The organism is Paenibacillus sp. GCM10027627, assembly GCF_042675505.1.
In the GTDB taxonomy this organism is placed as follows: domain Bacteria; phylum Bacillota; class Bacilli; order Paenibacillales; family Paenibacillaceae; genus Pristimantibacillus.
Genome location: NZ_JBHTHB010000002.1, coordinates 295,995 through 319,223 on the forward strand (window position 1 = coordinate 295,995; position 23,229 = coordinate 319,223).

General features: G+C 48.6%; 17 protein-coding genes. 2 read left to right on the forward strand and 15 right to left on the reverse strand.

Annotated elements, in window-relative coordinates:
* Positions 1-199: 199 nt before the first annotated feature.
* Complete coding sequence (locus ACFQZE_RS09400; protein WP_379356108.1) at positions 200-1,609, reverse strand: polysaccharide deacetylase family protein; 1,410 nt, start codon at positions 1,607-1,609, stop codon at positions 200-202.
* A 184-nt stretch (positions 1,610-1,793) separates the two neighbouring features.
* Here ACFQZE_RS09400 and ytvI point away from each other — a divergent pair, with 184 nt between their 5' ends.
* Positions 1,794-2,969, forward strand: a complete 1,176-nt coding sequence (gene ytvI / locus ACFQZE_RS09405) for a sporulation integral membrane protein YtvI (RefSeq protein WP_379356110.1) — start codon at positions 1,794-1,796, stop codon at positions 2,967-2,969.
* Positions 2,970-3,135: 166 nt separating this feature from the next.
* Positions 3,136-3,540 carry a hypothetical protein gene (locus ACFQZE_RS09410; RefSeq protein ID WP_379356112.1) on the forward strand — a complete coding sequence of 135 codons (405 nt, stop codon included), beginning with the start codon at positions 3,136-3,138 and terminating at the stop codon, positions 3,538-3,540.
* 64 nt (positions 3,541-3,604) lie between these two features.
* Here ACFQZE_RS09410 and ACFQZE_RS09415 read toward each other — a convergent pair whose 3' ends face one another.
* From ACFQZE_RS09415 to ACFQZE_RS09480, 14 genes are all read right to left on the reverse strand, one after another.
* Positions 3,605-5,428, reverse strand: coding sequence for a peptidoglycan D,D-transpeptidase FtsI family protein (locus ACFQZE_RS09415; protein ID WP_379356115.1), 1,824 nt, complete (start codon positions 5,426-5,428; stop codon positions 3,605-3,607).
* A 143-nt stretch (positions 5,429-5,571) separates the two neighbouring features.
* Positions 5,572-7,749 carry a methyl-accepting chemotaxis protein gene (locus ACFQZE_RS09420; RefSeq protein WP_379356117.1) on the reverse strand — a complete coding sequence of 726 codons (2,178 nt, stop codon included), beginning with the start codon at positions 7,747-7,749 and terminating at the stop codon, positions 5,572-5,574.
* Between the two features lie 171 nt (positions 7,750-7,920).
* The gene (locus ACFQZE_RS09425) at positions 7,921-10,035 is read right to left on the reverse strand and encodes a methyl-accepting chemotaxis protein (protein WP_379356119.1); all 2,115 of its coding nucleotides are present in this window, start codon (positions 10,033-10,035) and stop codon (positions 7,921-7,923) included.
* Positions 10,036-10,243: 208 nt separating this feature from the next.
* Positions 10,244-12,388, reverse strand: a complete 2,145-nt coding sequence (locus ACFQZE_RS09430; protein ID WP_379356121.1) for a methyl-accepting chemotaxis protein — start codon at positions 12,386-12,388, stop codon at positions 10,244-10,246.
* A gap of 221 nt (positions 12,389-12,609) precedes the next feature.
* Positions 12,610-13,866, reverse strand: a complete 1,257-nt coding sequence (locus tag ACFQZE_RS09435) for a peptidase U32 family protein (protein WP_379356123.1) — start codon at positions 13,864-13,866, stop codon at positions 12,610-12,612.
* Between the two features lie 28 nt (positions 13,867-13,894).
* Positions 13,895-14,827: a peptidase U32 family protein gene (locus ACFQZE_RS09440; RefSeq protein WP_379356125.1), complete on the reverse strand. Its 933-nt coding sequence runs from the start codon at positions 14,825-14,827 to the stop codon at positions 13,895-13,897.
* Between the two features lie 47 nt (positions 14,828-14,874).
* The gene (mltG, locus tag ACFQZE_RS09445; RefSeq protein ID WP_379356127.1) at positions 14,875-16,002 is read right to left on the reverse strand and encodes an endolytic transglycosylase MltG; all 1,128 of its coding nucleotides are present in this window, start codon (positions 16,000-16,002) and stop codon (positions 14,875-14,877) included.
* Positions 16,003-16,145: 143 nt separating this feature from the next.
* On the reverse strand, positions 16,146-16,457 hold the full coding sequence (locus ACFQZE_RS09450) for a DUF1292 domain-containing protein (protein WP_379356129.1): 312 nt from the start codon (positions 16,455-16,457) through the stop codon (positions 16,146-16,148).
* Positions 16,457-16,753 carry a DUF1292 domain-containing protein gene (locus ACFQZE_RS09455; RefSeq protein WP_379356131.1) on the reverse strand — a complete coding sequence of 99 codons (297 nt, stop codon included), beginning with the start codon at positions 16,751-16,753 and terminating at the stop codon, positions 16,457-16,459. The genes ACFQZE_RS09450 and ACFQZE_RS09455 overlap by 1 nt, the downstream gene beginning before the upstream one ends.
* Before the next feature lie 8 nt (positions 16,754-16,761).
* Positions 16,762-17,178 (reverse strand): Holliday junction resolvase RuvX, encoded by a 417-nt coding sequence (gene ruvX, locus ACFQZE_RS09460; RefSeq protein WP_379356133.1) that lies wholly within the window; start codon positions 17,176-17,178, stop codon positions 16,762-16,764.
* A 15-nt stretch (positions 17,179-17,193) separates the two neighbouring features.
* Complete coding sequence (locus tag ACFQZE_RS09465; RefSeq protein WP_379356135.1) at positions 17,194-17,457, reverse strand: IreB family regulatory phosphoprotein; 264 nt, start codon at positions 17,455-17,457, stop codon at positions 17,194-17,196.
* Between the two features lie 52 nt (positions 17,458-17,509).
* Complete coding sequence (gene alaS, locus ACFQZE_RS09470) at positions 17,510-20,143, reverse strand: alanine--tRNA ligase (RefSeq protein ID WP_379356137.1); 2,634 nt, start codon at positions 20,141-20,143, stop codon at positions 17,510-17,512.
* A gap of 390 nt (positions 20,144-20,533) precedes the next feature.
* Complete coding sequence (locus ACFQZE_RS09475; protein WP_379356998.1) at positions 20,534-21,604, reverse strand: AI-2E family transporter; 1,071 nt, start codon at positions 21,602-21,604, stop codon at positions 20,534-20,536.
* 185 nt (positions 21,605-21,789) lie between these two features.
* Positions 21,790-22,953 (reverse strand): exosporium glycoprotein BclB-related protein, encoded by a 1,164-nt coding sequence (locus ACFQZE_RS09480; RefSeq protein ID WP_379356139.1) that lies wholly within the window; start codon positions 22,951-22,953, stop codon positions 21,790-21,792.
* Positions 22,954-23,229: the final 276 nt, after the last annotated feature.

Below are 23,229 nucleotides of genomic sequence, written 5' to 3' on the forward strand. Positions count from 1 at the left end.
CAACTAAATGCCTCATTCAGATCCATCTAGAGCATTGAGTTGTTTCTGGAACAACTAATGCCCCCACTTCATCCGGCACGTTTAATCATCCGACGGCACACTTTAAAAAACAGCCCAAAACCTTTAAAGGTTTTGGCCTGTTTTTGCAGTGGGCTATTTTTCTACTAAGAATATAATCTTGAAAATAAACCCGCAAAGTCTAAATCGCAGTTGTGTTTGTTCCAAGCGACGCAGCTTCCTCCGCCGCCTCATTACGAATCCGACCTGCGGATTCAGCTGCGTACTCCCCCTCTACCGACAGTCTCGTCGGAACAGTGGCATAACCCAACAGAGTTTGGATCGGCATAAACAGCATTCGCGGAGCAAACGCTTCGCTTCTATCCCTCCGGCTTTTGCTTTTTCCTGCCGCCTTCGAATTCGTCAAAACTTTCATCAAAACCTTCAAGTAAATGCGGCTCGATTTGGCAAACAAACCTTCCGGCATATCAAACACTTCAAATCCGAGCTTATCCGCTCCGCGATGAATCATTGTAACTCCGTATGCCGCCTTAATTTCTTTCGTTTTAGGTTCATCCAGTAGCTGATTAGCCAGCAATGGAAGAGCCTTTTCGATTTCACGAATCAGCTTAATTCCCGTTATAACGGGGGTTTTTGATTGTGCGGCAAGATTGGAAAGCTTCCGGTTGTCAAAATGCAATTCAGCAACCAGATCGCCCTTTTTGACCGATCCGCCCGCAGAGAACAAATGCTCTTCCCCATTATAAGGGGTAACCCGGTAAAAAAACGTCGGATCATCGGAATCGCCCACTTGCTTCAAACGGAATGCAAAATGGAAAGCGCGCTCCCAAAGCAGCCAAAGCGATATAATCGCCTTTTTCCAAAAGGATCGATGCATAGCCCGGTATTCATCCGTCAATTTCATCATTTTGTCGATGCCGACGAACGTAAAGCCTTTTTGAGTGGCTTCCTCTAAATAAGCTTCAAGGGCGATCAGCATGTTTCGAGGCGCATCCTTATCTGCACCTAACGTTATGCCGCAATCATGAAGCAGCAGCACTTCGCCTGGACGCATCTTTTTGAGCATGCGGCGCTTTAGCCTCTCTGCCCCTACAGCCAGACGCCAATCGCCAAACATAGCAGACCATAAAATGATTTGCATATGGCCAAGATTGGAGTAATCAAACAAATTAATAATGCCCCAAGGCGGCCGGTACAAGTTCGACCTTTGGCCGACCGCTTGCTCAAGCATATCGTTTGTTTTTTCGATTTGGCGTCTCACTGCGCCGGGACGCATGAACCAGTTCGATTTGTGGACATAATTATGAATGCCGATTGAATGTCCCTCTTCTTTCATACGGCGGAGCAGATCAAGCTGACCCTCCGCATGCGAGCCCACTACAAAAAAGGTAGCTTTGGCATCATATCGCGCAAGCAAATCCAGCAATTGCGGCGTATATACCGGATCTGGCCCGTCATCAAACGTAAGCGCGATCTCTTTTTTGACGCGTCCCTTCTTAAAAACACGAAAGCCGAAAGTTCGGCTGATCAGGCCAGGGAGGAACGCATAAAACGTCATGACGTAAAATCCCCATAGAAACAAATTTTCCATCTGTTTTTCCCCACCGTTTTATGAATTAGACAACAAAGATTAGCGGTTCAGAACAATAACAATACCTCTAATTGTATCATACATAAATAAAAAATAGGCACAATTCGCAAAATCTATAGTACAATCTTATTGGAAAGATGACCAACTAAATAGAGATCATGGAAAGAGGGGAAACCAACCGCCTATGCTGCCATTTTACAAAAGATATTGGAAAACCGCCTTCGACATCGGACTAATCGCCTTAACCGTGTACCTCACCATGTATGCCTTCAGTTTTGTGTACAAAATTGCTACACCGATCTTTTTTGCCTTTGTCATTTATTTGTTTATTGAACCGCTGGCGAAGCGATTAAACAAATGGGGCGTCAAAAAATCGATCGCATCGGGCATCTCCGTGATTCTCTTTACGCTTCTTATTGTCGCAGCGTTTTCCGGCGCCGCTTTTCTCATTACAAAACAAGGGAACGCGCTTATTAAAAATTTCGATAAATATCAGGCCTCTTTTACGGAGCAAGTAGGCAACCTGACAGCCGAGCTGGAAAAGCAGCTTGATCGGCTGCCAACCAATATCAATTTGTCTGAAACCACGAAAGACCTAACTAAAGGCATTACGGAAACGTTGAAAAAATGGAGCAATACCTTTTTGACCGGCCTCATCGGTTATGTGTCTTCCTTCTCGACCTTTGTTTTTAATTTTATTATCGGTATTGTATTAGCCTATTTCTTAAGTATCGAAATTAAAACCTGGAAACAGTCCGCAACGGACAAAACTCCAAAAACTTTTAAAAGCGCGTTCTTTTTCCTGCGCGACAACGTGTTCAAAGGGATTGCTTCCTACATTAAAGCTCAAGCCAAGATGATTAGTATAACCTTTATCGTTATTTTAGTCGCCTTAATTTTGCTTGATGTGGACAATGCCTTTATTATCGCGGTTGTCGCAGCCATTTTTGACGTGATGCCTCTGCTTGGAGTGAGCACGCTGTTTATTCCTTGGATTATCTATCTCTTTATCGTTGGAAAAGTGAGCCTCGCCATTTGGCTGTCCGCTCTATTGCTCGTTGTCATTTTGACGCGGCAAATTTTGGAGCCTAAAATTACGGGAGACTCGCTTGGCGTATCCGCCTTTACGATGCTTTCGTTTATGATTATTTCGTTGTCGCTGTTTGGAATCGCCGGTGTCATTCTGTCGCCGATCCTTACTATCTTGGTCAAATCGTTGTACGATCAAGGTTATTTCCACCGCTGGATTCGCACGCCTGTGGATGAATACGATTCCCCCGACGCCGCGCCGCTTGCCAATAGCACGACGGATCGGGAACCGACTGAACCGTTTGTAGATCGTATCAAAAAACAGCCGTAACGGCATTCCAACACAAATACGCCGCCAAATGTCGTTTAAAACGGCTTTGGCGGCATATTTTTTTGAAATATGGGTTACCGCTTTATTTATTATGAACTTAAACAAGTAACCACTCATAAAATGAAATTGGTCTTTTGACTAATTCATCTAAATATGGGGGTTGAAAATGTTGGGTTTTCAAACAGGGCGCCAGATGATTCCACATCCGATTCTTTTAGAGGCAAAACAAATTGCTGCGAATCAAATTTTATTGACGTATGATAAGCGAACTGATTTTGCGTCAGCAACAAATGTTTCGAATTATTGGATTAGAAGCAATATGGAGCCTGTTGGTATCGCGAGTGTAGGCATGAAGGATGCGCTAACGGCAGAGAACGCAATCCGCCGCGATTTGGCAATGATCACACCTGTTGATCAATCCATGATGCGATACATCTTGGCATTTAGGGTAAATGCGATGTCCGGTATCATGTATACTGTACTGCCTTGTTTTGTTAACTTAGAAGGCATGAGTGGGTACAGAGGAGATAACTGGGCTCCTTTCAGCAGAAATATGTTTGTCGGCATGTAGTTTAGATGCTTGAACCGATACTAAAATACACTTAAGTGAAGTTGTTTAGGATCGGATCGATTTTCTACTTTTTATATGCTGCTAATAAATCCATCACCCCGCGAAAAACGGACGTCGCCTGATGGGCGCTCCCCACCGGACGATCCAGAGAGAGGACCGCAACGGCATATTGGGGAGACTTTACTGGGCCATATCCGGCGAACCATTGATGGTTTACCGCTTTGCCGTCGCGCTTGGACTCAGCCGTCCCCGTTTTCCCTGCCACTTCCCAAACTCCGTCTTTAATCTGCTTTCCGGTGCCGTGGTCCACAACCGCCCTCATCCCGTCCAAGAGCGTATGCGCGGTCGATGTGCTGATTCGTCCGTTTTCACGAGAGGAGCGGCGGGTTGGTATTTCCGTAAGCAGCCGTCCGTTTGCAAATCGGATTTCGCTAACGATTCGAGGTTCCATCACCCGGCCGCCGTTCAGTAAAGTAACAATCAAATTAGCCGCCTGCAACGGTGACATTCTAACGTCGCGCTGCCCTATGCCGCTTTGAGCCATAATGCCGCCATCAATCTTTTCGGAATCTACTCCGCCGCCATCCTCGTTTGCAAACAGTCGGCCTTCTTCTTCCTCTTGAAAAAGCCTTAGCTTTTCAGGAAAAGGACCAAACGCTTTTTCGCTATGCCAGCCAATCTGTCCAATGACTCCTAGCTTACGCGCAGTAGACTGCAATTGCTTGCCGCTTAGCCGTTCCGCAAGCTCGGCAAACACTATATTGCAGGACTTCGCTAGCCCCTCCTTTAAGGTCAATTTGCCATGCCCCCCTTCTTTCCAGCAGGATAAGCCATATTTGCCGTACTCTCCGTTGCAATGAAACGTTTCCTTACGGTGAACCAATCCGTTTTCCAGTGCCGAAGCCGCCGTTACGAGCTTATAAATGGAACCAGGCTCTACTGCCTGAAGAGCATGGTTTTCCCAATCGCTTCCGTCTCCCGATTGAAAATGACCGTTGTTCAGATTAGGTCTGGACACCATCGCTACGATATCCGAATTATTCGCATCCAGAACGACGATAGCCCCTTTTTTCAACCCTATTTTATCGGCATAGGCCTCAATTTCGTTTTGCAACTGCAAATCAACCGTTGTGACCACCTTCAGTGGATAATAAGGGTTTTTGGATTGCCGAACCCGCAGATCAAGGCCATGCAACGGCACATTTTGTCCGTCCAAATAATAGGAAACCGATGTTTCTCCTATGCCGTGCAGCAGACTGTCAAGCGAACGCTCCAGACCAGAGCCGCCCACTTGCTCGGACAATTTCCTTTTACCTGAAATAAGCTCGTCCTTATGCGCATGCTGCAGCCACTCGGGATGCTCGCTGGTGAACCCAACCCAATGTTTCGAGTCGAAACCGGCGACATACCGATTACGGTAAGGCAGCACCCGAAACCCCTCTATATTCAGCTCCCTGATCCGCTCCGCTTGCTCCGTCGTCAGCTTGGCCGGCTCGCTCCCCGGTTCGCTTCGCCAAAAATCCGCTTCCCTCATGGGGCGCAGCCACTGCATCAGCTCCTCGCTTGAAACTTGCAGCAGACGCGCCAACTCCTCCAGCTTGCTATTGTCCCTTACCCTATGTGAAATCGGGAAAAAAGCGGCCGTCCAATACGTTTCGCCTGTAATGGCTCTGCCGTACCGATCGACAAAATCGCCCCTCCCCGTATCCAAAATCAACCCGCGCTGACGCTGCACAACAGCAGTTCGCTTCCAGCTTTCTCTGGCGCCCGCCACCGGCTTAGCCGGAACCGAATGACCCGGGAAAAGCTGCAAAAATGCAAGCCGTCCAAGAAACAGCAGCATCATAACCGTAATCAGCATTGCGGCCGCGATGGCTCTTTTCGCCATTTTCGCCACCTCCTGCTTTTATTGTTGCCGAAGGGGTTGCGTCCTCAAACCTGCTTAGAGCTCTCTTAAGTATCGCTGAGCACTTTCTGGAAAATAAAAAAGCTGCACCCAGCTAACGGGTACAGCTTAGAACAGCCTATATATTATCCTTCAATTTTAAACTTGGAAAGAGAGTCTTTCAGCCCTTTAGATACGGTATCCAGCTTGTCCGACAGCCTGACGAGACTTTCGCTAACGCTAAGCTGCTCGCTGCTGAGCGAAGCCACTTCTTCAGACGTCGCCGACGCTTGCTCTGCAACTGCGCTTACGCTCGTCATCGCCTCCGACAAGGACATTTGCGACTCATCCAGCACGCCGATGGAGCTGGTCGCAAGCTCTAGCTTCTCGACAAATTGCCCCATTTGGCCTTGAACGGACAAGAAAATTTGGTTTGCTTCTTTTACAGAAGTAATTTGCTCTTGGAACAGCGGGTAAGCCTCCGTCAGCACTTCAACCGTCTCAACGATTTCCCCTTGAATTTTCGCCGTAATTTGTCCGACGACATCAATGGACTGTCTGGATTGGTCGGCCAGTTTGCGAATTTCATCCGCAACGACCATAAAACCTTTGCCGGCCGCTCCTGCGCGAGCCGCTTCAATCGTCGCATTAAGCGATAGAATATTCGTTTGTTTCGTTAAATTGTTCAATACATCCAAAATTTTAACGATGGAGCCTGTGCTTTCTTTAAGCGCGTCTACCTTCTCCACCATCGAACGGGTCATCTCTTCGGTCATCGCCGTTTTCTGAATGAGCTGGCTCATATAAGCCGTTCCTTGCTCGCTTGCCTTCTCCACCTCAACTGCGGATTCAGACATTTGCTTATTGGCGGAAATGACGCCCTTCATTTGATCGTTCATATGGCCGGTCAAGTCGCTGCCCTTCTCCGCCTCGACCGCGAGGCTGGTTGCTCCGTTTGCGATCTCCTCCGTGGCAACGGCAATTTCTTTGGCCGAGATAGCCGTCTTTTTGGAAGCGTCAGACAACTCCGTTGCCGTTAACAATACTTCCGCTGCGGAATGCGTCGTTTGCGTCGCCAATGCTCTAATTTGTCCCATCATTTCATTAAAGCTATCGGACAATTCGCCAATTTCGTCCTTCCGCTGTTTGATGGAGGAACGAACAGTCAAATTGCCGCGAGCGCCGTCTACCATCAAATTGCGAAGATTAACTAGCGGTCTTGCAATGGTGAAAATAACGAGCACCCCGATTGCAATCGCCAAAATAGCGGCAAAAATGACCATCAAAAAGGTCAGTTCTTGAATAACGCTCGCTTGTACCGCCAAGTAATTAACCGGGATAGTAGCGACGAATTTCCAGTGTGTAAGCTTGGACGTATGGAAAGCAGCGAGAACGCTGTCCCCTTCCGATGAAACGAGCGTCAATCTGCCGTCCTCTTGGTCGCTAGGCAATTTGACCAAATGAGGTTGCCCCAGCTTGGATGGAAGCTCGTGTACGACATAATTTCCTTCTTGGTTGACGATGGCTAGCGTGCTTCCGTCACCAAGCTTAACGTCATTGTACCTAACCTGAATCGCTTCGGACTTAATATCCATAACCATAACGTAAGCTTCCGTGGATACGTTTGTTTTCAGCATCCGTGCAAGACCAATGGTATCGTTTGTTTTGGTTGCGATCAGCCCGTTTGCCTGAGGCTCGATCCAAGTGGCGGCGCCGTCGAGCTCGACCGCTTTTTTGAACCAATCCGTCTTCTTCAACTCTTCGATTTTAGTCCCGTTGCTATTGCCGGCCGTAATGAGCGCTTTCCCGTCCGCAACTGGGATTAAAGCTATACCGGAAATCGTGGTGTTCCCCATAATATAGGTGGACAATCTCTCCGTCACTTCACGGGACGATTGTAAAATATCGAACTGTTCTTTTGTCCGTGACAACGCTTTAATTTGTTCTTGAATATCTTTATCGATCAAAATTTGCAAAGTCAGATCCGTATAGCTTTGGAACACGATATCCAAGTTGTTGGTGACCTGCTTCACCGTCTGGTAGCTGGCTTCCGATACATTTTCCACGACCAGCTTTTTCGCTTGGGTATAAGCAATAAAACCAACTGTTAGCACGCAAGCTATAATACTGACAAAAATAATAAAAAACAGCTTAAATCCTACCGACTTGCGGGGATTGGTCAAGTTTGCCCCCTTCAGACTTGCGAATACCGCTTTCGCCGCAAGCTTCAGGCTCGATCCCGACTTTTCGGATTTAACCGGTTTCGGGGCTTTTTGTTCCGCTTTCTTTTCTTTGTTCGTTTTTTCTTTTTTTGAATCTGGCATGATGTCAGACACCGCCTTTGTAGGATGAAATGACTATTCGTATGTAAGCAGCGAGCCCTATTCTAGTAAACAAAGCTACACCTTTTTTATCGACCGGACCTAGCCATTTCATAATAGGCAATAAAAAAAATAGGGCGCCATTACCGGCGCTCCTATCGATTTTGAAAGCGGTCACTTAAGCTTAAAGCCGGATAGAGAAGCTTTCAACCCTTGTGAAACCGCGTCCAGCTTATGCGACAGGTCGGTCAAACTGCCGCTGATTTCAAGCTGATTTCCGCTGAGGGTTGCCACTTCCTCGGATGATGCGGAAGCCTCTTCTGCAACTGCGCTTACATTCGTCATCGCTTCAGCCATTACAGACTGCGTTTGATCCAATTGGCCTATCGAATGTGTGACATCTGCAAGTTTTTGAGCAAATAGGCTCATCTGTTCACGCACTCCCTCAAAGATGCCGCTGGCTTCCTTAACGGAGGAGATTTGCTCTTGAAAAAGCGGATACGCGTTGGACAGCACTTTCACCGTCTCATCGATCTCCTCGGCAATTTTGTCCGTTATTCCCGCTATAACCCCGATCGAATGATTCGTCTGATCCGCCAACTTGCGAATTTCTTCCGCTACCACCATAAAGCCTTTGCCGGCAGCTCCTGCGCGAGACGCTTCTATAGCCGCGTTTAGCGAAAGAATGTTGGTTTGTTTCGTTAGTCCATTGAGCACTTCCAAAATACCGGCGATCGAGCCCGTACTTTTTTTGAGGGCGTCCACCTTCCCAATCATGGCGCGCGTCATTTCTTCCGTCATTCCGGTTTTTTGAATCAATTGATTCATCGAGGCCGTTCCGAGCCCACCGGCACGCTCTACTTCCGCTGCAGACGCTGCCATTTCCCCGTTGGCCTCCACCACCTGCCTCATCCGGCTATCGATATGGCCGGCAAGCTCATTTCCTCGTTGGGCCTCCTCAGCAAGCGCCGCCGCCCCCTCTGCTATTTCCTCCGTTGCCGCCGCAATTTCTTTGGCCGACAAGGCCGTCTTGTACGATGCGTCCGTCAGCTCGGCCGCCGTAAGGAGCACTTGCTCTGCTGATTGCGTCGTTCGTTCGGCCAGTTCTGTCATTTGCTCCATCATGCCGTTGAAGCTTCTGGCCAAGGTGCCAATCTCATCCTGACGATCCGGCATTCGCGAACGGACGGATAAATTCCCGCTTGCGCCGAGCATGAGCAGCTGGCAAATATGGACGAGAGGCTTTGCTATTGTGACAAGTACGAGGACGCCGATTGCAGCTGCAAGCAAAGCAGCCACTGTTGCAGTTATCCAAGTCAACTTGCGGATTGAATCGGCATCCTTGACCAGCGCGTCCACGGGAATCGTTCCGACGAGCCGCCAATCGACCAACTCGAAAGCTTTATAAACCGCAAGCACTTCCCTGCCGCTGGAATCCGTCACTTTCGGAGCGCCGCTTTTGGCAACTTGACCCGAAGTAGGCAGATTGACTTTAGCTTCTTTGCCGATTAATCCTTTATTTTCATTGATGACATATTGCCCGCTGGAATCGATAATCGCAAGCTCTCCGCCTTCGCCGAGATCAACGCCCCCGTATCTTTTGCTGATTGTGCTGACTTCAATTTCCATAAGCAGCATATAGGAGGCACTGCTCGATACGTTATTTTTAAGCAGCCGACTCAGTCCAATCGTCGGTTCTCCGTTCTGCATAGAAAGTCCCGTCGGCTGCGGCGGTATCCAGTTTACCTTTCCGTTTAATTCTATCGTCTTCTGGTACCATTCCGTTTGTGCCAGCATCTCAGCACGGGTCGTAAGCGAACCTCCCGATGCAACGGGATGCAAGGAGTCTTTGAGCGGCAAAAGCAAAATACCTTGAATGGAGCTGTTTCCAAGCGTATAGCTTTGAAGCTTATCATTCAGCTTGCGCGACGCCTCGAACACTTCATAATCATCCCGTTTGGCCGCAATTTGTTCGACCAAAGCGTGATACTCCTTGTCAATCAACAACTGCATGGAAATATCTTCATAGGTTTCAAAAATAACATCCAAATTGTTTGCCGCTTGGCCTACCGTTTGCATGCTGGCGGCGGAAACCTTTTTTTCGATCATGCCTTTGGCTTCCGAATACGCAAGCAAACCAACAGTTAAAACGCAAGCGAGTATGCTCCCGAATATCGCAATAAAAAGCTTCATGCCGACGGATTTGACAGGATTCGTTATATTCATCTCTTTGATCAGCCGAGATACTGCAGCTGTCCATCCTGCAATCGTTTTAAAACCCGCCTTCATAAATAACACCGCCTTTGTTTGATGGAACGAACCATTTATAGCCAGCATTATCGAATCTTGCCGAATTGTGTAAAACTATTGCCTCTATTATTTGATATCGGAGCAACGTTGTCAATTCTATCCTATAAAAAAAATCCTGCCTCCAGACAATTTGAAACTTTAGTTCCAAATGCCGAAAACAGGACTTTTTTCCTACCTATTCATCTTATTAAAGCTTAAACTGTGCTAATGAATCCGTCAGCCTTTTGGATACTTGCCCAAGCTTATCCGATACTCCTACCAAGTTGTCGCTAACGCCTAGCTGCTCGCTGCTTAGAGAAGCTACCTCTTCCGATGTCGCGGAAGATTGTTCAGCAACCGCGCTTATGTTAAAAATGGATTCGGAAAGATTGGCCTGCGATTGCCGCAGCTTAGCGATGGAAGAGGTCACGCCCTCCAACTGATTCACAAACTCGGACATTTGCTGCTGAACGGATGCAAAAATATCGCTTGCTTCTTTAACCGAGCCTATTTGCTCCTGGAACAAAGGATAAACATCCGAAAGCACTTGTACGGTCTGGTCGATTTCCTCTTGAATCTTTTCTGTGATTTGAGCCACGATGTCAATCGACTGGCGGGATTGGTCGGCGAGCCCCCGGATTTCAACCGCCACAACTGCAAAACCTTTCCCGGCCGCGCCTGCGCGAGCAGCCTCGATCGCAGCGTTAAGCGCCAAAACATTGGTTTGCTTCGTCAACTGGTGAAGCACGTCCAATATTTTTACAATCGAGGAGGTACTATGCTTCAGCGCATCGACCTTCACCGCCATAGCTCTAGTCATGCCCTCCGTAATACCCGTTTTCTCAATGAGCGAGCTCATATAGGTAGCGCCCTGAACGCTGGCTCGCTCGACTTCTTCCGCTGAGACAACCATATCTTCATTGGCGGATACTACCTTTTTCATACTTTCATTAATGACTTCTGTCAGTAGACTGCTTCTTTCTGCTTCGGCGGCCAAATGGGTCGATCCGCTCGCTATTTCCTCCGTTGCCGCTGCAATTTCCCTAGAGGAAGTTGCCGTTTTAGTGGAGGTTTGCGACAATTCCGACGCAGTCGTCAGCACAGCTTCCGCTGAGCGGGTCGTGTCTTGCGCCAGCTCGGTCATCTGCGCCATCATACTATTAAAGCTTTCGCTTAATTCTCCGATCTCGTCGGAGCGCTTGCCCATGTTGGAGCGAACCGATAAGTCGCCGCCTGCTCCTTGAAGCATCAAATTTTTAAGTCTGGTTAGCGGCCTGGCAACCGTCCGGATGACAAGCAGCCCGATTGCGATGGCAATAAGAGCCGCTGCACCCGCTGTCAGCCAAGTAATTCGATGAATCACTTCGGCGTCTTTTACAAGCGCCTCCACCGGGATAATGCCTACGAGCCTCCATTTCATGGAGCCGAATTCGTCGTACACAGCCAGCACATCGGCCCCGCCAGCCTTTTTCAGCTTATGGGCTCCGCTTTGAACATCTTCGCCCACCTTCGGCAGTTGAACGCTTAACGGCTTGCCAATCAGCTCCGCATTCGAGGACATCACATACAATCCCTCGCTGTCCACGACCGCAAGCTCGCTTCCCGCTTCAAACTCTACATTTTCGTAACGCTCGATAAACGTTCCGATATCAAACTCCATAAACAACACAAAAGAAGGCGTCATTCCATTTTTAATCACTCGGCTAAGTGCAATCGTCGGCGTTTGGGAGTCGTAGGAAATGCCGCCCGCTTGAGGAGCAATCCAGTTAGGCAATCCGTCGAGCTCAATCGTTTTTTTGTACCAGTCCGATTTTTGCATCTCTGCTGCTTTTGTGCTGATCGACTCGCCCGTCGAAACAACGTGAAGCCCTTCCACAACGGGCAGCAGCATCATTCCTTTGACCGTCTTTTGGCTGATGGCATAATTGCGAAACTTTTGACCAAGTTCTTTCACCGATTGAAAAACAACGACTTCATCCTCGCTGCCCGTAATGTTGTAAGTGAGCCTTTGAATGTCTTTATCGATTAAAATTTGCAACGTGACGTCCTCGTATGTCTTCATAACGACATCCAAGTTTCCGCCCACTTGATGAATGGTCTGCAAGCTTGCATCGGACACATTTTTTTCGACGAGTTCTTTAGCTTGATTGTAGGAAATTAGTCCCACCACCATCACGCAAAGCAAAATGCTTCCAAAAATAATGACAAACAATTTCAACCCTACGGAATGAAATTTTTGCGTTAATTTATTTGACCTTCCATTATGTATTTTTTCCAGTTTTTTATTTTCATTCCGTTGAATTTCATTCGGAATGTTCTCTTCGTTTCCGATTCGCTTCTTCTTTGTCAACATATATGACACCCACCTTGTCGATTGTGGTACAAATACTGCTTCTTTCGATTGCTGAAGAGACCATTGGAATGAATTTGCTTTAGTACTTAAGCTCTATTATTTGTGAAGGATCACTGCTTGTCAATGAAAAATAAAAAGAACCTTGCTCGCTATTAAACGAACAAGATTCTATCGGGCTGGGATCACGAGATCCCCTTGAAAAAGGATGCTTTTCCGCTTGCTCAGCGAATTTTTTTGCGCATCATATCCATCGCTTTGACCGGCTTCAGCGTCCGGATGCGAACATGCTGTAACGGATGTCTGGCGGCATCCATCGGACCATTTTCCAAATCGGTCAGTTCTGTAACCGTCTGTTTGAAAAAGGTGCCGCCTGGACCGACAAACTCCACCTCTTGGCCCACTTTGAAATGATTTCTCTGCTGCAAAGTTGCGATGCCGCTGCACTCGTCATAATCAAGCACAATGCCGGCAAAATCGTAAGGCGCCGCTTTTTCCTCGGGTCCGTAAATATGATCTTCCGCCCCTGGAGCATCAAGGAAAAATCCCGTATTAAGCGGACGATTAGCCGCTTTGTTCATCTCATCGATCCATTCCTTCTTCAATTCGAAGCCTTCTGGATCGGCGAAATAAGCGTCGATCGCTTGGCGGTAAACGTTGACCACCGTAGCGACATAATGGATGCTTTTCATGCGGCCTTCAATTTTGAAGCTGTCCACGCCTACCTCAATCAGCTCCGGCAAATATTGAATCATGCACAAATCTTTGGAGCCCATCGTAAACTGGTCTTCTCCCTCATCGTACACCGGCGCATCATCGAGGAACAGATCGTATTTCCAGCGGCAAGACTGGCAGCAGCCGCCGCGATTGGAATCCCGGTCTGTAAAGTGGTTGGAGAGAACGCATCTTCCCGAATAAGAAGAGCACATGGCGCCATGTATAAATGCTTCGATTTCGATGTCGACATGCTGTTTAATTTCGGCAATTTCTTTAAAGCTGGTTTCTCTAGCCAGTACAACACGCGGCAGCCCTTCATCCTTCCAAAACTTAACCGCCTGCCAGTTCATCGTAGATTGCTGCGTGCTCAGATGGACTTCCATCTTGGGAGCCACTCGCTGCGCCGTTTCTATAATAAGAGGATCTGCGGCGATAATGGCGGCAATGCCCGCCTCCTCTAAGTTGCGCAAGTAGTCTTCCAGTCCTTCGATATCTTCGTTGTGGGCATAAATGTTCGTTGCGACGAACACTTTGGCACCGTAACGACTCGCGAACTCAACGCCTTCTTTCATTTCCGCAAAGGTGAAATTGTCGGCTCCCGACCGCAAGCCATACTTTTGCCCGCCAATATAAACGGCATCCGCTCCGTAATGAACCGCAAACTTCAGCTTCTCCAAATTTCCCGCAGGAGCGAGCAGCTCCGGCCGATCCAGGCGATTGCGCTTGCCCAGGTAGCGCGGCGCCGTGTTTATCACAGTACTCATTGTTGTTTACACCTCCTGCATGTTTCGATCAATACACTTGCTCTTTGTAAAAGAATCCAAAGCTAAGCTCGCGCTTAACATCCTGCAACTCGCGAATGGCATCCAACCATTCCTCCTGAAACTCGTATTCGTCCGGGTCCGCCGTATAAGCATCTATGGCATTCCGATAAGCTTTAACGACGGCCTCGTTATATTCTATCGATTTCATAATGCCTTCCACTTTAAAGGATTCTACGCCAATAGCCATCAGCTCATGCAAGCTTTCCAGCATGCAAATATCGTCGGAGCTCATGATATGGGTGCCGTTTGCGTCTTCGAAAATCGGAAACCGCTCGCCGGGACGCTCCGCTTCCATCATATAAAGTCCGCGGTTCTGATCAACATTTTCGATACGTCCGCTATCGCCTTGATGATCCAAATAGTTGTTTACAAGCGAACGCTTGGAATGGTAGATATTCGTCATCCCATGTACCTGAACTTGAATTTCCATGCTTGATTTTGCTTTTGTATCCTCTATCTGCTCCATGTTCAGCTCTCTTGCAAGCACAAACCGGGTAGCTCCTCTGCGCGCCCAATACTCCGCTGTCATGTAGTTGGTCGAAGTCATTTCGGCGTTCCAGTGCAGGGCTAAGCCCGGCGCTTCCGCTTTTGCTGTCATAAGGACAGCCGGATCGCCAAATACGATAGCATCTACGCCCGCCTCACGCAACAAGCCGATATAACCCGGCAAATCATCCAGCGATGCGTTATCCATAATATTGTTGACAGCCGCATAGATGCGCACGCCCTTCGGCTTTGCAATAGCTACGGCTTCTTTTATCATCTCAGGAGTAAATTGTCCCGCCAGCCGCGTTCCGTATTTGGATTCCCCGATTAAAAATGCGTCGGCTCCCGCTTCCATTAAGCGAGCAAGCTCTTCAAGCGTTGCAGCGGTCGCCAGCAGTTCAGGTCTGTATGACATGGGTGTCTCCTTTGCGTTATAAAATAATCATTTTGCTCATGCCCCGTCTATCGAACAACGGCTTCGCTTAGCTCAATGTTGCGTTGATGCTCTTTAAACGTTTCCGCAAACAAATGGGTTTGTGATCCGTCTTTTTTCGTGACGTAGAACAAATATTTCGTATCGGCCGGGTAAAGAGCCGCTTCAATCGACTCCAAGCTTGGGCTTGCAATTGGCCCTGGCGGCAATCCGTCGATTTTGTACGTATTGTACGGACTATTGATTTCCAAATCCGAAAGCGAAAGCTTGGCCTTCGGCGCATCAAGCGCGTATTGAACCGTAGCATCGATTTGAAGTCGCATTGGACTTGCCAAACGGTTGTAAATAACTCCCGCGACGAGAGCTCTTTCCTCATCCACAACCACTTCCCGCTCCACCAAAGAAGCAATCGTCAATATTTCATGCAGCGTTCTGCCAGACGCCTCCATTACATCTTGCCATCCCTCAGGCAGAGAGCTAAGCTTGCGGTCGGTCTCGACTAACATACGAGTAATGACATCTTCGGGTTTGCTTCCGTCCCGCACTTCATAAGTTTCAGGGAATAAATAACCTTCAAGACGTTTGTGAAGCTTGTCCGACTTCGGTATGCCTTGTACCGACTCGGCATCCCCCCAAGTTTGTTCTTTCTCAGCCAGCTCCATAAACTTCGCCTTGTCTACAATGCCTTCCGCATGAAGCTTGTCGGCAATTTGCAAAACGGTATACCCTTCCGGTATCGTGAAACGAACCGTTTCCTCTGCAACGGTATCGCCCGTGTTCAGCTTCTCGATGATCGTTGCGTTATCCATTCCGGGAGCAAGCTCATATACACCGGCCTGAAACTTGGAGCCTTCATCTTTTAATTGCAAATAATAGCCAAATACGGAGCCGTTTTTAATAATGCCCTCTGACTCAAGCAAATCAGCAACGGAATTGGCCGACATTCCTCGCGAAATTTCTACTTTTTTGGTTTCGCCTTTGGCAACCGGCTGCAAATTGCTCCATACGAAATAGAGCCCTATGCCCGCAACAAGGGCCATGATGCCGAGGAGACTCACGACTACCCATAAATTAATTAGCCAGCGTCTCGGTCCTGCTTGAGGCTTTCTCCGTTTTCTCTTTTTTTTCTCGGGTTGTTTATCTTCCGTCTTATCCAACTGCTCGCACCCTCTTTTATAAGTTTCCGAAAAAAAGAGCGGTAGTTAGCCGCCCTTTTGGTTCAACTATAAGAATGTAAGCCTTATAAGCATGATCGGGCCAAAAATCGAAAGTCCCGCTTGCCTAACAGCCATTTCGCAGCTTACGGACGCTCGTCGTTTGCGAATAATAAATCGTCGTACGCTTCGGACGCGGCTTCCCACTCCTCATCGTCATCAATGGATTCCAGCTGCGGCTCGCCGTCGCCGATTAGAACGCGAAGCAATTCTACTTCGTCTTCTGAACGCATAGACTCGCTTTGCAAAGCGATATACTGCACATCGCCCAGCTGAAACTCCGCTTTAATGCTGTACAATTCCGTTGTTCCGTCTTCCGCAACAAGCTCGACTTCGCCGCCGAACAGCTCCTGCAGCCGGCTTAGTCTCTCAGGTGTATGGTTTAGTCCCTCAGTCATTAATCCCGATCCTCCAGCTCTCCAAGAAGCGTGTTGAACGTTTCTTCGACCATGCTCCATTCTTCTTCGTCTTCAATCGTATAAAGCTTAAGATCGTCGCCGTCTTCCTCGTAACGGAAAGCGTATACTTCGTCTTCCTCTTCGTCATCCCCAATAAGCGGCACGACCATCATATATTTCTGATCCGAACCATCCACATCAAATTTCATGATGACTTCGAATTCTTCCTCGTTACCCTCTTCATCCGGAATATAAATAATTTCCGGCTCTTCGTACTGCATGTCGTCCTTTGTCATCGTTACCCTCACCTTTTCGTTTTAGAATCGAGATAATTTTGCAAAATGAGCGTCGCCGCCATCTTGTCTATGACCAGCTTTCGCTTTTCCCGACTGACATCGGCTTCCAGAAGCGTTCGTTCGGCAGCTACCGTTGTCAGCCTTTCATCCCAAAGGTGAACAGGTAATTCTAACTTCTGCCCCAAATGCTCGGCAAATGCGATGCAAATTTCGCCACGCGGGCCGATGGATCCGTTCATGTTCTTCGGCAAGCCGACGACCACTTGGGATACCTCGTGTTCCTTGACCAGTTCGGCGATCCGATCCATCTCGCCGCCGTCCCGCCTTTTCTTGACGACCGTTAGTCCTTGTGCCGTCCATTGAAAAGCGTCGCTGACGGCTACCCCGATATTGCGGTCACCGTAGTCCAAACCCATTACTCTCATCCGGCGTCCGGCTCCTTATTGTTTCTTGTGCTGCAAGTAAAACCGGACCAACTCTTCGATCAATTCGTCGCGTTCCTTCTTGCGAATTAAACTTCTGGCGTTGTTGTGCCGCGGAATGTACGCGGGATCTCCGGACAGCAAATAACCAACGATCTGGTTTATCGGGTTATACTCTTTTTCCAGCAGCGCCTCATGCACGCTCAGAAGAATGTCCCCAGAAGAAGCCTCCACCCCCTCCGCCTTCACGTTAAACTTCATTGTTTGGTCCATAGAACTCATCAACAGCACCTCGCTTTCAAAAACCGATCCAAAAGGATACAGCCTAGCTCTATCATATCACATTCGACCCGTTTACAACCAGTTGTTCCGCAAGTTTGAGCGCTTCGTCGAGCTTTGAGACGTCCTTGCCGCCCGCTTGAGCCATATCCGGGCGTCCGCCGCCGCTTCCGCCGACTGCAACGGCCGCATCTTTAATGATTTTTCCGGCGTGAAAGCCTTGCTTCACCAGATCAGGGGATACGGCCGCCGCCAGGTTGACTTTGTCGTCCTGAACCGCGCCAAGTACAATGACGCTGGAGCCGAGCTTTGCCTTAAGTTCATCCACGATGCCGCGCAGCGCGTCCATCGAAGGGGCAGCTACTTTGGCGCAAAGAACGGAGATGTCGCCGGCTTTGACGACTTGCGACTCTAGCGAGCCCGCCTCGATGCGGCTTAGCTTCGCCTGAAGCGACTCATTGTCGCGGGAAAGCTCTTTTACCTGTCCGAACAAAGCTTCAATCCGCTTTGGAACATCGGCAACGTTCGCTTTCAGTTGGGACGCCGCTCCCTTTAGAAGCTCAACTTGCTCTTCGTAATACGTATAAGCATGCTTTCCGGTTACAGCTTCGATTCGACGTACGCCGGAACCGATTCCGCTTTCCGACAAAAGCTTAAATAATCCGATTTGAGACGTATTGCGCACATGGCAGCCGCCGCAAAGCTCTAGGCTGTAATCGCCGACGCGCACGACGCGCACGACATCGCCATATTTCTCGCCGAATAGCGCCATGGCGCCCATTGCTTTTGCATCCGCAAGCGATTGATTGGAAATGTCCACGTCGGTGCCAAGCCAAATTTGCTCGTTTACTTTACGTTCGATAACTGCCAGCTCTTCCGCCGTTACGCTGCCGAAATGGGAGAAGTCAAAGCGAAGACGTTCGCTCTCCACCAAAGAACCGGCCTGGTTGACATGGTCGCCCAGCACTTCCTTCAAAGCTTTGTGCAGCAAATGAGTTGCCGTATGGTTTTTAATGATATCTTCGCGAGACGCTTTGTCTACAGCAGCTTTCACGGCTGCGCCAGCCTTGACGACGCCGGAGACGACCACCGCATGATGAACCGTCTGGCCGTGCGGAGCTTTCGTCACATTTTGAACGCGAAGAACAAAATCGTCGCCTTTCATTTCGCCTTTGTCAGCGATTTGACCGCCGCTTTCCGCATAAAACGGAGTTTGCTCAAGCAGCACAAGCACTTCGCTGTCTACGCCCGCTTCCTCGGCAAGCTCATCCTCAAGCACAATCGCGGTAATTTTGGATTCTTTTACCAGTTCATTATAGCCAACAAATTCGCTTTTAACCGTAAAATCGGATAGCGGGCCGCCCTGTACCTTCATGCTTCCGGCATCCTTGCGCCCGTCGCGTCCGCGCTCGCGCTGCAGCTCCATCTCAGCGTCAAAGCCTGCACGGTCCACGGTCATCCCGTTTTCAGAAGCAAAGTCTTCCGTCAAGTCGAACGGGAAGCCGTACGTATCGTACAATCGGAACGCATCCGAGCCCGCAATTTGTTTCGATCCCGCTGCCGTTGCCGATGCAGCGAGTTCAGACAACATCGCCAGACCGTCGGAAAGCGTGACATGGAAACGTTCTTCCTCCGTACGGATAACGCGCTCGATAAACTCGCGCTTCTCTACCACCTCTGGATAGTACACGCCCATAATTTCGCCGACAACCGGCGTGAGCTCATACAGAAACGGACGATCTACGCCAAGCAGCTTTCCGTAGCGCACCGCGCGGCGAAGCAGTCTGCGGATAATATAGCCGCGGCCTTCATTGGATGGCATAACGCCGTCGCCTACGGAGAAAGCAACCGTACGGATATGATCGGCAATAACTTTCAGCGCCACGTCCTGCTCTTCATTAGTTTTGTACTGCACGCCGGCAATTTCGCAAGTCCGGTCGATAATGGGACGGAACAGATCCGTATCGAAGTTGGAGTCTACATCCTGCAAGATGGAAGCAAAACGTTCCAGACCCGCGCCCGTATCGATATTTTTGTTCGGCAGAGGCGTGTAGCTGCCGTCTTTGTTATGGTTGAATTGCGAGAACACCAAGTTCCAAACTTCGAGGAACCGCTCGTTTTCCCCGCCCGGCCAACATTCTGGATCGGACAAGTCGCCGTATTTTTCACCGCGGTCGTAAAAGATTTCCGTACATGGTCCGCACGGGCCTTCGCCGATATCCCAGAAGTTTTCTTCCAACTTATAAATACGTTCCGACGGTAGGCCGATTTTTTCGTTCCAGAAGCGGAAAGCTTCCTCGTCCTCCGGGTATACCGTAACCGACAGACGTTCAGGATCGAGGCCGATCCACTTTTTGTCGGTCAGAAACTCCCACGCCCATGTGATGACTTCCTCTTTAAAGTAGTCGCCGATGGAGAAGTTGCCCAGCATCTCAAAAAACGTATGGTGTCTGCGGGTTTTGCCCACATTTTCAATATCGTTCGTCCGAATGCACTTTTGCGAGTTTGCAATGCGGGGATTGTCTGGAATGACCCGTCCGTCGAAATAAGGCTTAAGCGGCGCCATACCCGCGTTAATCCATAGCAGAGATGGATCGTTATGCGGCACTAGCGAAGCGCTTGGCTCGATTTTGTGACCCTTTTCCTCAAAAAACTTTAGCCACTTGGCTCTAATTTCACTTGCTTTCATCGTTATAATTCCTCCTAAATTAGTATGGACGAACTGGCGATTAAACGGCCCGATTATGCCCGCCGCTTTGGCGGAGTAGGGGCGTAAATACAGAAAAAAGTCCCTGTCAAAGACAGGGACGAAAAATTCGCGGTACCACCCTGGTTATTGCGCCGGCAATCTGCGCAATCTCCTTCTTGGACGATAACGGGTCCAGCCGGTGAAGTTCGTTCACACTCCGAAAAGAGCTTTCGGCCATTCTTCGCCATAAACGCTCTCTCAACCGACGCTTGCCGCTTAAACGGCTGGATGCGAAGGAGCGCTCTCTCTGGCTGACGGGCAATGGCTTACTTCAATTCGTCAACGTGTTTGGACATATAGTTCAAATTATATCCACGGTCCAAGTAGCTGTCAAATGATCTTTCGGCGCACATAATACGCGAACATATGCTGAACGATGACTTTGCATGCCGCAAAAATCGGGACAGCGAGAATCATGCCGACGATGCCCGCAATTTCTCCGCCAACGAGCAAAGCGAAAATAATAAGCAGCGGATGCATATGCAACGTTCTCCCCACCACTTGGGGCGAAATGACGTTGCCTTCGAGAATTTGGCATGCGGTATTGACGACCGCTACTAAAATCATCATTTTAAGCGATACGGTCGAGGCCATGAGAAGCGCCGGAGCGGCACCGAAAAACGGACCCAAATAAGGAATGACATTTGTGATTGCTACAATGCCCGCAAGCAGCAGCGCGTAGGGCATGCCGATCAGCAAATAGCCGCAATAAGCCAAAATGCCGACAATGAGACAGACAAGAAACTGTCCTCTTATGTAGCTCCCAAGCGCGTGGTCGATGTCTTTCATTAGCCTTACCGTATTTTTGCGATGCGCCTTCGGCACGTAAGTGATGACGGTTCTTTCGAATACGTCAAAATCCTTTAATATGTAGAAAGCGAGAAACGGAATAATAAAAGCGACAAACACGGCGCTTAGCACTTTGCCGATATTGTTGACGAAATCGAACAACGCCTCCGATACCCGCTTTTCCATGCCGAGAAGCGCTTTGTCCACCCCATCCCGGAAGCTTGCCGGCAAAAAGGACGTATTGTTAATGTCCGTCACCAGATTTTGCGCCCTCATCGACAATTCCGGTATATGGCGGTTCAGTTCTTGCACTTGATTGATAAACATCGGAATCAAATTGACCAATAGCACAGCGATAACCGCACAAAATACCGCATAAATGAGAAGCACCGCAATCGTTCTGGGCACCTTGCGCTCGTGAAGCAGCGTCACAATCGGATTGAGCACATATGAAATAATCATAGCGATAATAAAAGGGCCGAGTACCGCTTTTAGAAAATCATATATGTTTACGATCAGCGGTTTCAGCAGCATCAAAAAATAAATAGAGATGAGTCCCAATATCAAATAAATGAGCCAGACAAACAGCCGGTTATTTGTAAACCGCTCCAATGCTTGCACCTCCGAACCTGCGCCGTCCGCACCCGCCATATCCATCTTGGCGAAACGGCTTCCCGTATCTAGTTCAGTATATGTACAAGTATCGCCGTTCATCCTTCTTCCTTTCCCGAACTGTAAAATCTCAATAAAAAAACGTCCAGACCGCCGGTTTTCCCGTTGTCTGGACGACTTTATAGTTAACTGCCGATTTCAATTCCTGCGCTTGCGTATCCGACAACTGTATTTAATAATTGGATTCCTGTCGCAGTGGACGAAAAGACAAGCATATATCGATTGCCTGCAACAACTGGTGCATTCATTCCATTCATTGTACCGCTTATAGTAGTTCCTAATGAAATAATGCCAGTAAAACCAGGAGACAGGGTAAGCAAAGTGCCAGGCAAAGGGGCAAAGGTATTATTTCCGCTTGCCTCATATAGTTGGGCTTGAACAGTAATCGTTGTACCTAATAAGGAAAGCGCTATGGTCGTGCTGAAATAAGCAGATATGGAGGTTATACGGCCGCTTCTAGGTGCGATAAAGGCAAAGTTTGGCTGACTTGTAAGATCGATATTCTCTCCACTATAATTCAGTCCGCTGGCGGAGTTTCCGAAGCCGATTGAAGCCGCTGTTCCAGGAAGTCCAAACGCTGTAGTAGTCAAATTAATAGGGGAGCCCGAAGCGAACGGGATGATTGCGGAAGCTCCTTGCGGGCCTTGTGAACCTGCTGGGCCCGCAGGACCTGTTGGACCTGCAGGACCTGTTGAGCCTGCGGGGCCTTGTGAACCTGCGGGTCCGGCTGGGCCTTGTGGGCCCGCTGGACCGGCTGGACCTTGTGAACCTGACGAGCCGGCTGGGCCTTGAGGGCCTGCAGGGCCGGGTTCCCCTTTAGGACCTTGAGGGCCCTCCGAACCTTTAGTATTTGTAAGGATGTTAACCGATTGTTTTTCTTGATCCCACTTAACATCTGCTCCTAGCGTTTGAGCTAAAAATCTCACAGGAACGAGCACGCGGCCATCCTTAAGGATTGGAGCCTGATCCAAAGTAATCTCTTTCTTACTTTCACCTTCTGTCAAATAAGCCGTTTTTTTGCCTATCGTTAAAACAACCTGATTTTTATCCCATTTAACCGTTACCGTTTTTTCCTTCTCGTTCCACTCAAGTGTAGCGGCGAAAGCTTCCTCAATAAACTTTAGAGGCACCATTACGGAACCGTTTATTTTCACTGGAGCGGAATCCACTTCCACTGTCTCTCCGTTCACAACTAAAGAGATGGCTGCAGCTTGCGCAACAGGGACAACTATCATGCTAAATACAAGTATCAAAACAGCAACCTTTAAAGACCATGTCGATCTCATCATGCACACACCCTCTTTTCCTATTAAACATGTAGCGCCGCCTTAAGATGCGAGCCCAAAAAATAGTATAATAGATAGAGATGAATATAGATAGAAAAAAAATCCAGTAAGACTATAGATGCAGACGCTTTAATTTTTGATTCGCGGAAATTGTCTTGACTATAACTTTAGACGCAAAAAATCCCAGTCGCTAGTGGACCGGGATTTCTTCTTTTTTATGAAAGCGGAGACGCTAAGCCACGTAGTGCCCAATAGAAATGTGTTATGGAATTTGGATAG

Coding starts and splice junctions, on each gene's coding strand:
- ACFQZE_RS09400 (WP_379356108.1), bottom strand. CDS start 1,609: ATGGAAAATTTGTTTCTATGGGGATTTTACGTCATGACGTTTTATGCG.
- ytvI (WP_379356110.1), top strand. CDS start 1,794: ATGCTGCCATTTTACAAAAGATATTGGAAAACCGCCTTCGACATCGGA.
- ACFQZE_RS09410 (WP_379356112.1), top strand. CDS start 3,136: ATGTTGGGTTTTCAAACAGGGCGCCAGATGATTCCACATCCGATTCTT.
- ACFQZE_RS09415 (WP_379356115.1), bottom strand. CDS start 5,428: ATGGCGAAAAGAGCCATCGCGGCCGCAATGCTGATTACGGTTATGATG.
- ACFQZE_RS09420 (WP_379356117.1), bottom strand. CDS start 7,749: ATGCCAGATTCAAAAAAAGAAAAAACGAACAAAGAAAAGAAAGCGGAA.
- ACFQZE_RS09425 (WP_379356119.1), bottom strand. CDS start 10,035: ATGAAGGCGGGTTTTAAAACGATTGCAGGATGGACAGCTGCAGTATCT.
- ACFQZE_RS09430 (WP_379356121.1), bottom strand. CDS start 12,388: ATGTTGACAAAGAAGAAGCGAATCGGAAACGAAGAGAACATTCCGAAT.
- ACFQZE_RS09435 (WP_379356123.1), bottom strand. CDS start 13,866: ATGAGTACTGTGATAAACACGGCGCCGCGCTACCTGGGCAAGCGCAAT.
- ACFQZE_RS09440 (WP_379356125.1), bottom strand. CDS start 14,827: ATGTCATACAGACCTGAACTGCTGGCGACCGCTGCAACGCTTGAAGAG.
- ACFQZE_RS09450 (WP_379356129.1), bottom strand. CDS start 16,457: ATGACTGAGGGACTAAACCATACACCTGAGAGACTAAGCCGGCTGCAG.
- ACFQZE_RS09455 (WP_379356131.1), bottom strand. CDS start 16,753: ATGACAAAGGACGACATGCAGTACGAAGAGCCGGAAATTATTTATATT.
- ruvX (WP_379356133.1), bottom strand. CDS start 17,178: ATGAGAGTAATGGGTTTGGACTACGGTGACCGCAATATCGGGGTAGCC.
- ACFQZE_RS09465 (WP_379356135.1), bottom strand. CDS start 17,457: ATGAGTTCTATGGACCAAACAATGAAGTTTAACGTGAAGGCGGAGGGG.
- alaS (WP_379356137.1), bottom strand. CDS start 20,143: ATGAAAGCAAGTGAAATTAGAGCCAAGTGGCTAAAGTTTTTTGAGGAA.
- ACFQZE_RS09480 (WP_379356139.1), bottom strand. CDS start 22,953: ATGATGAGATCGACATGGTCTTTAAAGGTTGCTGTTTTGATACTTGTA.